The organism is Pseudoalteromonas sp. Z9A6 (assembly GCF_011378805.1).
Lineage (GTDB): Bacteria > Pseudomonadota > Gammaproteobacteria > Enterobacterales > Alteromonadaceae > Pseudoalteromonas > Pseudoalteromonas distincta.
In genome coordinates, this window is sequence record NZ_WTKZ01000031.1 from 1 (window position 1) to 14,486 (window position 14,486).

General features: G+C 39.5%; 10 protein-coding genes and 1 pseudogene. 4 read left to right on the forward strand and 7 right to left on the reverse strand.

The genetic code is table 11. The features are described 5' to 3' along the window. Nucleotides 1-635: 635 nt before the first annotated feature. The gene (locus tag GQR53_RS12370) at nt 636-1,493 is read right to left on the reverse strand and encodes a tetratricopeptide repeat protein (RefSeq protein ID WP_165744058.1); all 858 of its coding nucleotides are present in this window, start codon (nt 1,491-1,493) and stop codon (nt 636-638) included. 111 nt (nt 1,494-1,604) lie between these two features. Between GQR53_RS12370 and GQR53_RS12375 the strand changes: the two are divergent. Then, nucleotides 1,605-2,915: pseudogene (locus tag GQR53_RS12375) on the forward strand (amidohydrolase). 67 nt (nt 2,916-2,982) lie between these two features. On the opposite strand, the gene GQR53_RS12380 reads toward GQR53_RS12375, so the two are convergent. The 4 genes from GQR53_RS12380 to pomA all read right to left on the reverse strand — a co-directional run bounded on the left by GQR53_RS12380 (nt 2,983) and on the right by pomA (nt 7,376). After that, nucleotides 2,983-4,923 (reverse strand): DNA topoisomerase III, encoded by a 1,941-nt coding sequence (locus tag GQR53_RS12380; RefSeq protein WP_165744059.1) that lies wholly within the window; start codon nt 4,921-4,923, stop codon nt 2,983-2,985. A 42-nt stretch (nt 4,924-4,965) separates the two neighbouring features. After that, nucleotides 4,966-5,481 (reverse strand): hypothetical protein, encoded by a 516-nt coding sequence (locus GQR53_RS12385; protein WP_024603830.1) that lies wholly within the window; start codon nt 5,479-5,481, stop codon nt 4,966-4,968. Nucleotides 5,482-5,685: 204 nt separating this feature from the next. Further along, nucleotides 5,686-6,606 (reverse strand): flagellar motor protein MotB, encoded by a 921-nt coding sequence (locus GQR53_RS12390; RefSeq protein ID WP_165744060.1) that lies wholly within the window; start codon nt 6,604-6,606, stop codon nt 5,686-5,688. A 2-nt stretch (nt 6,607-6,608) separates the two neighbouring features. Further along, the gene (gene pomA, locus GQR53_RS12395; protein WP_024597197.1) at nt 6,609-7,376 is read right to left on the reverse strand and encodes a flagellar motor protein PomA; all 768 of its coding nucleotides are present in this window, start codon (nt 7,374-7,376) and stop codon (nt 6,609-6,611) included. 320 nt (nt 7,377-7,696) lie between these two features. On the opposite strand from pomA, the gene GQR53_RS12400 reads away from it, so the two are divergent. The 3 genes from GQR53_RS12400 to dxs all read left to right on the forward strand — a co-directional run bounded on the left by GQR53_RS12400 (nt 7,697) and on the right by dxs (nt 10,797). Next, nucleotides 7,697-7,939 carry an exodeoxyribonuclease VII small subunit gene (locus GQR53_RS12400; RefSeq protein WP_002961738.1) on the forward strand — a complete coding sequence of 81 codons (243 nt, stop codon included), beginning with the start codon at nt 7,697-7,699 and terminating at the stop codon, nt 7,937-7,939. A 2-nt stretch (nt 7,940-7,941) separates the two neighbouring features. Continuing rightward, complete coding sequence (ispA, locus tag GQR53_RS12405; protein ID WP_039490432.1) at nt 7,942-8,829, forward strand: (2E,6E)-farnesyl diphosphate synthase; 888 nt, start codon at nt 7,942-7,944, stop codon at nt 8,827-8,829. Between the two features lie 105 nt (nt 8,830-8,934). Further along, nucleotides 8,935-10,797: a 1-deoxy-D-xylulose-5-phosphate synthase gene (gene dxs, locus GQR53_RS12410; RefSeq protein WP_165744061.1), complete on the forward strand. Its 1,863-nt coding sequence runs from the start codon at nt 8,935-8,937 to the stop codon at nt 10,795-10,797. 73 nt (nt 10,798-10,870) lie between these two features. Here the strand turns inward: dxs and GQR53_RS12415 are convergent, their stop codons facing one another. Then, nucleotides 10,871-13,957, reverse strand: coding sequence for a ligand-binding sensor domain-containing diguanylate cyclase (locus GQR53_RS12415; protein WP_165744062.1), 3,087 nt, complete (start codon nt 13,955-13,957; stop codon nt 10,871-10,873). A gap of 43 nt (nt 13,958-14,000) precedes the next feature. Then, the coding region (locus GQR53_RS12420; RefSeq protein ID WP_240917467.1) for a phosphatidylglycerophosphatase A at nt 14,001-14,486 on the reverse strand (486 nt) is incomplete at its 5' end.

The following is a 14,486-nucleotide window of genomic DNA, read 5'->3' on the forward strand; positions in this document are numbered from 1 at the left end:
AATACACCCTTTATTTTTCGAGTCAACACTTTGTTTTAAACTTTCTTTTGGAAGATTTAAAACCGAAGTTTTATTTAACTCTCTGAGCAGTTCGTGCCTCGCTATGCGTTGTCCGCTGCGCGTCGCCATATCCCGTCTCAGTGGGGTCGCATTATAGGGAGCGGCGGATTTTACGCAAGCGTTATTTGCATAAAATAGTAATTAAAATTAAGCCCCAAGCAAGCGCACACGATAAACACAAGTTACCCACAAAACCCTGTTGATAACTCTTGTTTTTACATAGATAAACCATACTAAAGCTATTAATTAAAACCTTAAAAATGCAAAAAGCACCTTATGTAGGTGCTTCTCAAAAGTAATAGTTATTAGAATCTAGGGTCTGTTTATCTTTCAAGGTTAAATTTGCAGCAGCCTGTTTGGTATTCAGGCAAGGCAGAGCCTATGTAGTGTGGTTACCCCATAAATAGGCGATAACGTAGCATTAATGCCAAACAGGCGCTGCCTAAAGGGTTCTTCCTAGGGGCTATTTACTCTTTGTTACTCGGTTTTTACTTAGCCCACTAGGTTACAAATCTCGCGCCGCGATTAACCCCCCCTAGTTTGAACAAATTTTAATCCGCAAAGAGCAACAGACCCTAGTATAAAATACTATATAACTTGCGGCGATACTTAGCTGCGAGTGCGTCGCCATCAGGTAAAGAGGCAATAATGGCTAAAAAGCTTGGTTTTGCTTCGTTGAAGTTCAGATCTTTTTGTAGAACTGTAAACAGTACATCCAATGCCTCTTCTTTTCTGCCTGCTTCATTAAGTAAAATACTGAGCTCTTCTTTTAGTTCTAAGTCATTTGGATACTTTTCTACTTGTTGTTGCTTTTCTTTAATCTCTGGTGAGTCTTTTGCTTCAAGCGCGGCTTCGCATTTTGCTTTAATATTATTAAAGTAAGCATCTTGCTCTTGTGCACCTATTGTATTTATAAGCGCTTGCGCTTCATCTACCTTGTGAATTTGAATACATATGTCTGCTAGCACTAACTTGATACGTGCATTACCGCTGTCTATTTCATAAGCTTGCTTTGCATAATTAAATGCAGCATTTAAATCTGACTTTAATAACGCTTGCTTTGCTTGTTCTAACAGTAAGTCTTGTTGCGCAGGTAAATGCTTTGCTAGGGCTTCGCGTATTTGTGCTTCGCTTTGAACACCTGCAAGTAAATCTACTGGTGCGGAGTCTTTTAATAATACAAGCGTAGGCAGTGTTTGCAGACCAACTTGTTGCGCAAGTTGAGAAGCGAGTGCTTGTTCTGCATCGCAATCTAGGTTTGCTACTACTATATAGCTTGCATATTCTGCTGCTACTTTATCTAAAATTGCAGCCTGTCCGATGCAGTCAGGACTTTGAGGAGAGAAAAAGTTAAGCAACACCAATTTTTGTTGTGATGTTTCACCGAGTACTTGTTGAAGGTTTTGCGCATTAATACTAACTATGTTGCTCATTGAATTGATTGCCATATTCGTCTATTTAGGTTTTTATATGGTGGTGAACATAATAATTACAAGTCATATACCTAAATCACTCGGTATACATATTCAACAATAAGGGAAAATATGAAATTAACTTACCTAAGTGCAATACTTTTATTAGCAAGCCCATTAGTACAAGCAAATGGACTCGATTTGAATTTAAGCAAAGCCATGCCAGCTATTGAAAAGTTTTACCTCGACTTACACCAATCCCCAGAGCTCTCTTATCACGAACAAAAAACAGGTAAAAAATTAGCAGATAGATTAACTCAGCTGGGTTTTAAAGTAACAAGTAATGTAGGTGGGTTTGGTGTTGTCGGCATTTACAAAAACGGAAACGGTCCAACCGTGATGATCCGCACTGATACTGATGGCTTACCTATTATTGAGTAAACAGGAAAATCCTATGCCTCAAAAGTCAAAGTAATAGACGAGCACGGTGCAAAAGTAGGTGTAATGCACGGCTGTGGCCACGATATCCACATGAGCTCTTTTATTGGAACTGCAGAGCAGTTAATTGCTCATAAAAAACAGTGGCAAGGTACATTAATGATGGTTGCACAGCCTGCAGAAGAAGTAGGTGGGGGTGCTAAAGCGATGTTAAGCGAAGGACTATTTAGTAAATATGCAAAACCTGATCATATAATTGCTTTACATGTAAGCGCTAGCGTCCCCGCTGGTAAGGTATCAATGAAAAATGAATACACGATGGCAAGTGTAGATTCTGTCGATATTACAATTAAAGGTAAAGGTGGTCATGGTGCTTATCCGCATACAACTATAGACCCAGTGGTTATAGCTGCACGCACTGTACTTGCTTTGCAAACAATCACAAGCCGAGAGCTTTCACCGCTTGAGCCTTCTGTTATTACTGTGGGGTCTATTCATGGTGGTTCAAAACATAATGTGATTTCGGATGAAGTAAAACTACAACTCACTCTTAGAAGCTATAACCCCGATGTAAGAAGCGCTCAAATAGCAGCAATAAAACGAATCACCGCAGGTATTGCACAAAGTGCTGGCTTAAATGAATCTAACTACCCTGTAATATATGTACATGAAGATGAATCTATTCCATCTACTTATAATAACCCTGCACAAACAGACATTGTTAGAAACCCTATTGCCAGCGCAATTGGCGATACTAATGTACTTGAAACACAGGCTGTAATGGCGGGTGAAGATTTTGGCCTATACGGACGCACCGATGAAAATATCCCTATTACCCTCTTTTGGCTAGAAGGCGTAAACCAAGCACAATATGCAGATTCAATAAAAACAGGTGAGGTACTCCCTTCTCTACACTCTAGTAAATTTGCACCAGATTATAAAGTTGCTATTCCTACTGGAATAAAAGCAATGAGTAACGCTGCTGTTGCCTTATTTAATAAGTAACCTGAGTTTAGGTTAAGTAATACCAATTCAACATTAAGCAATATGGTTTAATAAAATGGCTCTGTTGCTAACTAGCAACAGAGTTTTTTTTATAACTCGACTTTTTAAAGGTCGCTTTTCCACCTCGTTTAGCAAAACGTTTTTTAGGTGAGGTTTTTGGTAACTTCGCAAATGCATTACTATCGCAGTTTGCTGCTAATTGAACAAACCCATTTAGGTCAGCAAGTAAAGGCTGTAAAAATTGCTGATAACTCATTGCCTGCTGTGCAATATCACCTAAGCTCGACTCCCATTTTGCGGTTAAATCAGGACTCGCTAAACCTTGTGGTAATACGCTAATAAGAGCAAGTCCCGTTTCGGTCGCTCTAATTGACTTACCTTCACGTTTTAAAAAACGCCGCTTAAATAGCAACTCGATTATTCCCGCACGTGTTGCCTCCGTACCTAAACCATCAGTGTCTTTTAATACCTTTTTAATTTGTGGATCTTTAACATAACGGCTAATGCCCGTCATCGCAGCCAATAATGTGGCATCGGTAAAATAAGCAGGGGGTGATGTATGCTTTTCGACTACTTCGCCTTTATCGCAAAAAAGAGGCATACCTTTTGTTAAAGGAGGTAGCGAGGCTTCATCTTTTAATTCAGATTTACCCATTAACACCTTAAAACCCAAGCTTACATCTTGCTTTGCATTTGCCTTAAAAAGCCCACCAGCAATAATTACCTCAGCTTTAGTTTCGTTATATATATAGTCGGGATAAAACTGAATTAAGTAATGACGGCTTATTAATTGATATACCTTTGCTTCGTCACCGCTCAAACTCGCTGACTTTAACTGCTTAGCCGTAGGTACAATGGCATGATGGGCAGCTACTTTTGAATCGTTAAAACATTTACTACGCTTTTTTTCATCAGCCCCGTTTACTAATTCACTGCCTTGCCCCCCATTTGCACTTATTGCCTTTAAAATAGCAGATGCTTCTTGATGGTGATCTTTGGGTAAATAACGATTATCTGAGCGTGGGTAAGTAATTAGTTTATGACGTTCGTAAAGTATTTGGCAAATATCCAATACTTTTTGAGCTGGCATACCAAATGCTTTAGCGGCATCTATTTGCAGAGCAGATAAATTATAAGGTAATGGAGCACTTTGCTTTTTTTGTTTTTGGTCGAGTGAAGTAAGCTCAGCACTTTGCTTTGTAATGCGTGAAGCAACATTTTCTGCAAGAGCTTTGTTAAGTATTCGCCCTTCTTCATCTTGATGTGGCTCACATGCTTTGCTTGGAACCCACTTAGCTATGAATGGTTGATTATCTGGAGTAAGCAAATGCGCCAATACATCGTAAAAAGGCTTAGATACAAAGTTCGCTACTTCGTTATCTCTATTAACAACAAGACCTAAAATAGGGGTTTGTACTCGCCCTACCGAAAGCACATTACCAAACCCTGCTTTTTGCCCAGCTAGTGTGTATGCACGTGTTAAATTCATACCAAATAGCCAATCAGCACGAGAGCGCGCTAAAGCAGATACACTTAGCGGAATAAAATCTCGATTAGAACGCATTGTGCCCAATGATTTCTTTACCGCCGATAAGTTTAAATCACTAATGAGTAAACGTTGCGTACTTTGCTTTTTAGCCTGACTTATTTTAGCTTCTTCTATTACTTGGTCGACCAGAAGCTGGCCTTCACGGTCTGGATCGCCAGCGTGAATAAGTTGCGAGGCTTGTTTAATTAATTTTTTTAAAACAGTGAGCTGTTTGCGAGTTTTGGTTTTGGCTTTTAACTTCCACTGCTCAGGTATTATAGGCAAGTGATCAAACTGCCACTTTTTAAAGCGCTCATCGTAATCATCGGGCTCTGCTTGTTCTAGTAAATGCCCTATACACCACGAGACACAATCTCCGTTAGCGACTTCTATATAGCCATCGTGTTTTTTATGTGGTTTTGGTAACGCATCAGCAATAGCGCGTCCTAGTGAAGGTTTTTCTGCAATGTAGAGTTTCATAGCTTGCTCACCACTGTTCATATAAACAGTAGTTTAGCACAGCTATTTTAAAGGAGGGGCTTTTTTATGATTATTACCAGTTACTGTCTTATTATTTTTAATTACAATATAAATTAGCGGAAGATAACACACCACTACGGTGAGCGTATTAATTAAAGGTAAAAGCGTTTTATACATTAACGTGCTATAAGATAAATCCCAAAGGTGGCGATCAACAACGCGAAAAAGTTGTAAAATTGGTGCCATTATAACAACCAACTGACCTAACACACATTGCCATAAATAAACTTTATCTTTTATCCCAAGATAGGCAATTAAAGCCATCCAAGCTATGTCATTAAACGCCCAGACAAGATATCTATATATATAAATATCTTTATCAAACTCTTTTAAAGAATCGTATATAAGTGCACCAAATAAGAAAAATACACCTGTGACACATACAAATCGTAATGCTAAAAAATCTTTACGCAAATAGAAAACAACAATAGCTGGGATTAAAAATAAAACCCAGCTAAGTTCAAGAAATGTAATTACCTTATCAACCCATAAAGGCATTGTTATTCTTTCGTCTTATCGTCATCTCCGCCAGTACCATTTCCAGGCATATCGCTATACTTATATTTTTTATTCACGGGCATTCCATTACATATGTTAAGGAAATGTACTGTAAGCTAAAATGATGAAATTGCCAAGATGCTTAGGCAATTAAGTACCCTAAATTAAAACAAAAAGTAGTGAGATATAATACCAAGCAATAGCTTAACGTACATCAATAGGCGCTGACTCTTTTGCTTTACCTTGTAATATAGATATTTCTACTCGGCGATTCCTGCGGCGATCTTCATTTGAATCGTTTGGAACAAGTGGACGGGTATCAGCCCGACCCACTACCATCATGCGGTTTTTATCAAACCCTTGCACCGTTTGCAGCTCGCTTGCTACTGCTACAGCACGCTTTGACGATAAGTCCCAGTTGTTAATATATAACTCATTCGATACCTGAAAATCGTCGGTATGGCCAGATACAGTAATTTCGCCAGGTACATCTTTTAACAGCACACCAATACCTTGAATTATGGGTTTAAACTTAGGTTGTAAAAATGCACTACCCGAAGGAAATGAACCATTCTCTCTAATACGAATAATTATTTGCTGCCCTAAAGATTCAAGCTCAATTGCACCATCTATTATTTGCTTTTCAAGCTGCTGCGCGATTTTTTTAACGAGCTCGTTAGTTTGTTCCTGATCGGCCGCTGAAGTTGCTTGCTCTGACGATTGCTCTTGAGAAGTACTACGAGATTCGCCACCACGTTTGTCCCCGCGTTGTTCTTGTCTGCCGCCAGCTGAGCTTTCATCTCCAGCCTGAAACTCTAACATTTGTTGAGTCATTTCTACTGTTTGTTGTTGAATAGTTTCTATTGGAGTGGGTTCTGGTTTGCCTGGGGTAAACTCCATAGCAATAACAGAGGTACCTTTAGGGATATCTTTTACTTCAATTTTATTCTGCACACCAAAAGCAAACTTCATAGAGCCCGCAATTTGTTTAAACTTAAGTACATCCATTTCTGAAAACGCAAGCAAGAGTACAAAAAAGCACATTAAAAGTGACATTAAATCGGCAAACGTTCCCATCCATGCTGGTAGGCCTGGTGGTGGGCATTTGCACTCTTGATCAGACATAATTACTCCTCGGTATCTACTTTGCGTTTAGATTCAGCTAAGTAATTTTTCAAAATACCTTCGATTACTTTTGGATTTTGGCCATCTTGTATACCTAAAATAGCATCTAAAATTAAACGCTGATTCATAGCTTCTTCGTCTTTACGCAGTTCAAGTTTTACCTGAATAGGAATTGCCACAACATTGGCTAAAAACGCACCATATAAAGTTGTTAAAAGCGCTACCGCCATTGCCGGGCCAATTGCTTTTGGGTCATCCATGTTAGATAACATTGCAACTAAGCCAATTAGAGTACCAATCATTCCCATTGCTGGTGCAATATCGGCTAATGACTTAAATAAGCCTGCGCCCATTTCATGTCGAGTAGTGGTTAAAGAGATGTCTTTTTGAAGTGTGGCGCGAACAACATCTGCGTCATGGCCATCAACAAGCATGTCGACGCCTTTGCGCATAAATGGATTTGGGATTTCAGCTTCTTCGAGTGCTAAAAACCCCCCTTTACGAGCTGAATCAGCAAGTTCTACTGCTTTTTCAATAAGTTCTTCTGGCGTTTCAATTTTAAACATAAACGCTTTAGCAACAACTTTACCTATACCCAAAAACTGCGACATGGTGAAATTTGATAAAACAATGAAAAGTGAACCACCAAATACAATTACACTAGAAGGAGCATCGGCAAACATAGCCATTTCACCGCTACTACTCATAAACATAGACATGACAATTAAGCCAATTGCGCCTAGGATCCCGATTATGGTTGCTAAATCCACATTTCCTCCAGAAGTTTCATGCTTAATGGCCTTATCATAAACTTTTATTATTAACTGCTTATCGGCAACATATTGAATTGCTTAAGCCATTTTTATAAATAAACATAAAAAGCAGCCTTTAGCACTATTTTAGATCAAGTTATAAGGGCTACCTAATTATCAATTGATTTATTAAACTAACAGACCGCTATTAAGGCTTTATTAATACACTTGAAATATAATTTAACGTTATAAAGGTAAAAAACCAATATCATCCTTTGACCTAGTTTAGCATTCCCCCTAAAATTAACCCTAAATTTATTATGTAAGCTGAAATAAAGATGGCGACTAAAAAACCTGAAAACTTAAGTTTCGAACAAGCACTAGAAGAATTATCTACAATCGTTAGTGACATGGAACAAGGTGACTTATCGCTTGAGCAATCGTTAAAGCAATTTGAGCGTGGAATTGCATTAGCAAGTGCTTCATCAGGTAAATTACAGCAAGCAGAACAAAAAGTATCAATTTTGATGGGTAATGGCGAAAAGTCAGTTCTTACGAATTTTGATAATGATATGGAATAGCTGTGAGCATAAATAATTATATCGAACGTGCTCAAAAAGATGTAGTAGCGACCTTACAGCAGCATTTTAAACAGCCTCTCGATACTGAAGAAACGGTAAAGAACGCCACCCAGTATGGATTATTTAATGGCGGTAAAAGATTACGTCCATTTTTAGTTTATGCCACAGGTAAAATGCTCGGTGCAAACCAGCAAGACTTACATGTACTTGCTGCTGCAATTGAGTGTATCCATAGCTATTCGCTAGTTCATGATGATTTGCCTGCTATGGACGATGACGACTTACGCCGTGGCCGCCCTACTTGCCATATAGAATTTGGCGAGGCAAATGCAATTTTAGCTGGTGATGCCCTACAAACACTCGCCTTTGAGCTTATTGCGAATCACAAATTTACATGCTCGTCGCAAACACAAGTAAAAATGATTGCTACGCTTGCCCACGCATCAGGCCTTGAGGGCATGGTAGGCGGACAAGGTCTTGATATAGCAGCAACAGATAAAGTAATTACCGTACAAGAGCTTGAGCGAATACATAAGCTAAAAACCGGAGCTTTAATTAATTGTGCAATTACACTTGGTGCACTGTGCAGTGAAAAGGCAGATCAACAAACCTTAGAAAATTTAAGCATTTTTGGGTATGCTATAGGGCTGGCGTTTCAAGTACACGACGACATTTTAGATGTTGAAGGCGATACGGTTACTTTAGGTAAACCACAAGGCTCCGATATTGCCGCGAATAAAGCGACATATCCGGCGTTATTAGGTATGCTAGGCGCTAAAGAAAAGGCGCAAAATTTAATACAACAAGCCCATGAAGCGTTGGCAAATATAGATGCTGACACAACACTTCTTGCGTCGCTAGCAAATTACCTAATTGAGCGTGACCACTAATTTTTGCTCATACGTATTGCAATTAGCACTGACATTATTACTCAACATTAATTATTCGTAAAAGCTTTGAATGAATTAATGTTAGCGAAGGATATATATAAAACCATGACACTTGATAGTAGCAAGTATCCATTACTTAATTTGGTTGACGAGCCAGCCCAATTGCGTGACTTAGCGCAAGACAAACTCCCTGCATTTAGCAATGAGCTGCGCGATTATTTACTCAACTCAGTATCGCAAAGTAGCGGTCATCTAGCGTCTGGTTTAGGGACGGTTGAACTAACCGTTGCGCTACATTATGTTTATAACACTCCAGACGATCGCCTAGTTTGGGATGTGGGTCACCAAGCTTATCCACATAAAATCCTTACAGGTCGTCGCGACCAAATGCACACTATTCGCCAAAAAGACGGTTTGCACCCTTTTCCTTTTCGCGATGAAAGCCAATACGATACGTTTAGCGTAGGCCATTCAAGCACCTCTATTTCAGCTGCCTTAGGTATGTCTATTGCCGCCCAAAAAGAAGGCAAAGGTCGAAAATCTGTAGCCATTATTGGTGACGGAGCTATCACCGCAGGCATGGCATTTGAAGCGATGAATCATTTAGGTGATGTAAAATCAGACATGCTTATTATTTTAAATGATAACGAAATGTCGATTTCTGAAAATGTTGGCGCATTAACAAATCACTTTGCCCGAATTTTATCAGGTAGCTTTTATACTAACATTCGTGAAGGCAGTAAAAAGTTACTCTCAGGTGTGCCTCCGGTAAAACAACTTGCCAGTAAAATGGAAGAGCACATTAAGGGCATGATGATCCCGGGAACCTTCTTTGAAGAATTAGGCCTAAATTACATAGGCCCAATTGATGGTCACGATGTAAACATGCTTGTAGATACATTACGTAATATGCGTAATTTAAAAGGCCCACAGCTTTTACATATAAAAACCCAAAAAGGTAAGGGCTACAAACCGGCTGAAGCCGATCCTATTGGCTACCATGGTGTACCAAAATTCGATCCAAGCACAACTAGCCTGCCTAAATCTAAACCTAGCGCTGCTACTTTTTCAAAAGTTTTTGGCGATTGGTTATGCGACATGGCAAAGCAAGACAGCAAGTTAATGGCCATTACGCCAGCAATGCGTGAAGGCTCTGGCATGGTACGTTTTTCTAAGGAGTTTCCAGATCAATACTTTGATGTGGCCATTGCAGAGCAGCATGCTGTTACTTTAGCGGCTGGTTTTGCTTGTGAAGGTTTAAAACCTGTTGTTGCTATTTACTCGAGCTTTTTACAACGTGCGTATGACCAATTAATACATGATGTTGCACTGCAAAACTTACCTGTATTATTTGCCATTGACCGCGCTGGTATTGTTGGAGCCGATGGTGAAACTCACCAAGGTGCGTACGATTTAAGCTTTATGCGCTGTATTCCAAATATGGTAATTATGGCACCAAGCGACACCAACGAATGCCGCCAAATGCTATACACCGGTTATAAAGCAAACTGCCCTGTTGCAGTTCGTTACCCTCGAGGTAGCGCAGGTACTGCAGACATTGAAAGCACTATGCAACTGCTTGAAATAGGTAAGGCAGATACAATTAAGAAAGGCAGTAAAATTGCCATTTTATCGTTCGGTACATTACTTGAAAACGCCCAGCTTGCAGCTAACGAATTAGATGCAACGCTTGTTAATATGCGTTTTATTAAACCACTTGATACTGCACTTTTAAATGAGCTTGCTACTAGCCACGATGTAATTGTAACCCTTGAAGATAATGCTATTGCTGGCGGTGCCGGCTCTGCAGTTAATGAATACTTGGCAACGCAAAAGGCTGATATTAATATCCTTAACTTAGGTATTCCTGATGAGTTTATTAAACACGGCACGCAAGATGAAATGCACGATGAAATGGGATTAGGCGAGCAAGGAATATTAAACGCGATTAAAACGTTTATTAATTAACTTCTATACATTTAAATGCAGAGCACATTAAAAAAGGAGCCTAGGCTCCTTTTTTAATGTCAAATATTGCTCATCAACGCATCCACACTTTAATATCAGCTAGGCCATTACTTTGCAAAATACCTAACTGTTGATCAACATTAGAGTTTTGTTCAAACTCAAATGCATCGAGCTGATCATCAAACGTAATATTAGCCACACCATCACCACCGCGCTTTTTAACTTGATGCAGTGCTATATCGGCCAAGTTAATAGAGGTTTCCCAGCTAATTACCTGCCCGCCTAATAAAGGTAATGGATAAAATGACCAACCAATTGATGCCGTGATATTAGTTGTTTTTCCATTTGGTAATTGGAACGAATTAGCCGCTATTACTTTACAAAGTTCTGAAGCATAGCTGTCTATTTTATTGCATTTAAAGTCACGTAATAATAATAAAAACTCATCACCACTCCAACGTGCCACATAGTCAGAACCCTGCGTACGCGAATTTAACAATGCAGCCATTTGCTGTAAGCAGCTATCACCTGCAATTGGGCCATACGCATCGTTAATACGGCTGAAGTTATCAAAGTTAATAATTACCAGCACCAGTGACTTACCTTGTGCCTGCAGCGACTGTGAATTACGTTGAAAGTGCTCAATATCTTTAGGGAGTTGATCAAACAAAAAGCGGCGACTACGTAGCCCTGTTAGCTCATCTGAGTGACTCACTAATTTAAGCTGTGAATTCACTTGGCCTAATTTATCATTAGCTTGGCGAAGCTCTAAGGTACGCTCAGTGATTAAGCCCTCTAATGCTTCTTGTTTTCTGCGTTCTTGTGCTCTAAACACCCAAAAAATGAGATAAAAAAGCAAAATAAAACCACTGGTAATTAAAAGCCTAAAGTAAATTGTTTCGTCAAAGCGCTCAGGCACTAAAAAACCGTATTCTACATCTTGCGCTTTAGCCCAGTCTTCACCTTGGCGCTTAGCTTCTAATTGAAACAAAAACGAGCCAGGAGGCAAGTTAGTATAAATAGCTTCACGTCGCGTATTTGCATAGCGCCAGTCACTATCTAAGCCACTTAGTTTATATCTAAATTCAATGCTGTTTGGTGCATAGTAATCAATAGCTGTGTAAGTTAGCGTTATATCACGCTCGTCTGTTTCTAATGATGGTTTTTTACCAAGCGCAGCGGTAGTTAAATGACGAAGTGGCGTTGTTATTGTCTCTATTGTTGGCTTTAATGCAAGCACGCCAAATAGCTCTACATTTTTAGGTATTTCAACAACACCTTGTAAGCTTGGGTACCAAATAGAATTTCCGGTGTCTGCTACCGCATCATGCCCAAGTCCGCTACAACATTGATTCGCTTTACCATCGAGTTGACGGTCAAAAGATGAAATTACTTCTTCAACTTTTAGGCTTTTTATTTCTGTTTTAAATTGCTCTACAGGCATTCTGTAAACACCTTTCATGGTGCTTACCCAAACATGCTTTAACTTTTCATCATATTCTAGGCTAAATATAGAACCATACGGTAAACCATTAGCTGCATCGAGCTGACGCCATTGCCCTTGCGTACTTCTGTAAAAAAGCCCGTCGTTAAGAGAGCCGATTAAAATACCCACGCCATCTATATGTAGCACGCTAGTAACGTATGCGCTTTCAAGTGTTGTTTGGTCGCCAATTTTTTCAATGCCACGGTCTGTAAAGTAATATGCGCCCTTACTAGTACCAATCACACCAAAGTTTGTTTTATCTAATACGTAGGTAATAAACTTACTACCTAAAAAAGCGTTATAGGCAAAAGGCGTTAAACCAGCATAATTTAATCGATATAAACCGCGTCCGGTACCAATCCAAAAGCCGCCTTTACTAGAGCGACTTATTGCAAATACCGGATTATCGCGAAGTGCTCGACCAGGGACGGTGTAAAGTGTCTTGTTTTCAAAAACAAATAAGCCGCGCCCTGTGGCTATATATAATCGCTCACCATCAAATTGTAGATCATGTACTGACGCGTACCCATATTTACTACTTGGGACTAAATTAATAAAACTTTTATCTAAATCGAAATAACCAATGCCGCTTTTATTCGCAACCCACAGTTTACCATCGGGTGCTTGGCTAATAGCCATAACAGATTCGGTCATGTTTGAAACTGCTGAATGCCTTTCGACTCGTCCTTCATGAGCAAGCCACAAGCCTTCACTAAAGCTTGCTAACCAAACGTTATTTTTATCATCTCTAAAAATATCAGCAAACCATATACTTTGATCAAGTTGGCTAGGCTCTACCCATTGCCACTCACCGGTTTTATCTCTGAATAATAAGCGCCCATAGGTCGATACCCACAAGCCACCATCGGTATCACTCATAAACTTATAAACGGCTGAGTTATTTGCATTAGGTAAAGGAAAAGGTCTTAGCTCGTCATCTAAATCTAAAAAGTATGCACCTAGCTCAGAAGCTATATACAAATTACCATTTAAAAATGATAAATCGTGCACTATGGTTTGCGCTAAGCGCTCTGGTAGCGATATTTTTGCGGTAAGCTCTAAACGTAGTTTAGAAAAATCTGATGAGTTTTTTGTAAGGCGCAATAAATGACGATCATTAACCAGCCAAATGCCTTCAGGAGAGAGTGCCATTTGGCTAACAGAGCCAACTATTTGTGTGATCACAGTAGCATTAACAATAGGTAGAGGACCATTTACTTCAGTGCGTAAATCAACTTGCCCTCTATCTACATAGTATAAGCCGTTGGCCGCAATCCATATGCTACCTTTAGAGTCCTCAAGAATATCCCTTACTGGACCTTTAATATTAAATTCTTGTGCTGCAAATGTGGCTGGGTTAATAACTACCAAGCCACTTTTAGTGCCTACCCATAACAAACCACTAGAATCGACTAAAAGCTTATTAACACCATTACTAGGCAAGAATGGACTATTTTGCGTGTTGTAATTTGTAAATGTTGTACCATCAAAACGGCTTAAACCAAATTGCGTACCAAGCCACATATAGCCTTGCTGATCTTGCACAACACTTTTAAGTGATTGCGACGGTAGGCCATCTTTTATATTCCATTGCTTAACTACGTAATCAGTAATTGAAGCCCAACTTGGCGTCGCGCACAACATAAGTACACAAACCAGTAAAAATCGCATCATATTGCTGCCACCTAGTTAAACAAATCAAATATAAAAATTAAAATTAAAAGGACAGTAAACCCACTTTTATTAACGCTTGTAAACATATAAGCGAAAAAATACCCGCAAGTATATCATCGGCCATTATACCTAAACCGCCATGTACTCGTTTGTCTAGCATACGGATTGGGCCGGGTTTTGCTATATCAAAAAAGCGAAATAACAAAAAACCTACGAGTAATGTTTGCCAGCTAAGTGCTGCGCCAATCATAGTGATGTAATAACCCGCCACTTCATCCCATACAATAGCAGGATGATCGTGTACGCCTAAATCATCAGCCGTTTTACCGCACGCCCATATACCAAATATACTGATCACAACGGCAAATACAATTTGCAGCCATAACGGATAATACATGGTCATAAAAATGAATGGCAAGGCAGCAAACGTACCAAATGTACCGGGCGCTTTAGGGGCAAGCCCTGCCCCAAAGCCCAGACCAAAAAACTGATGTGGACGCTTTAAATTAAACTTGCGGTTATTGTTCAA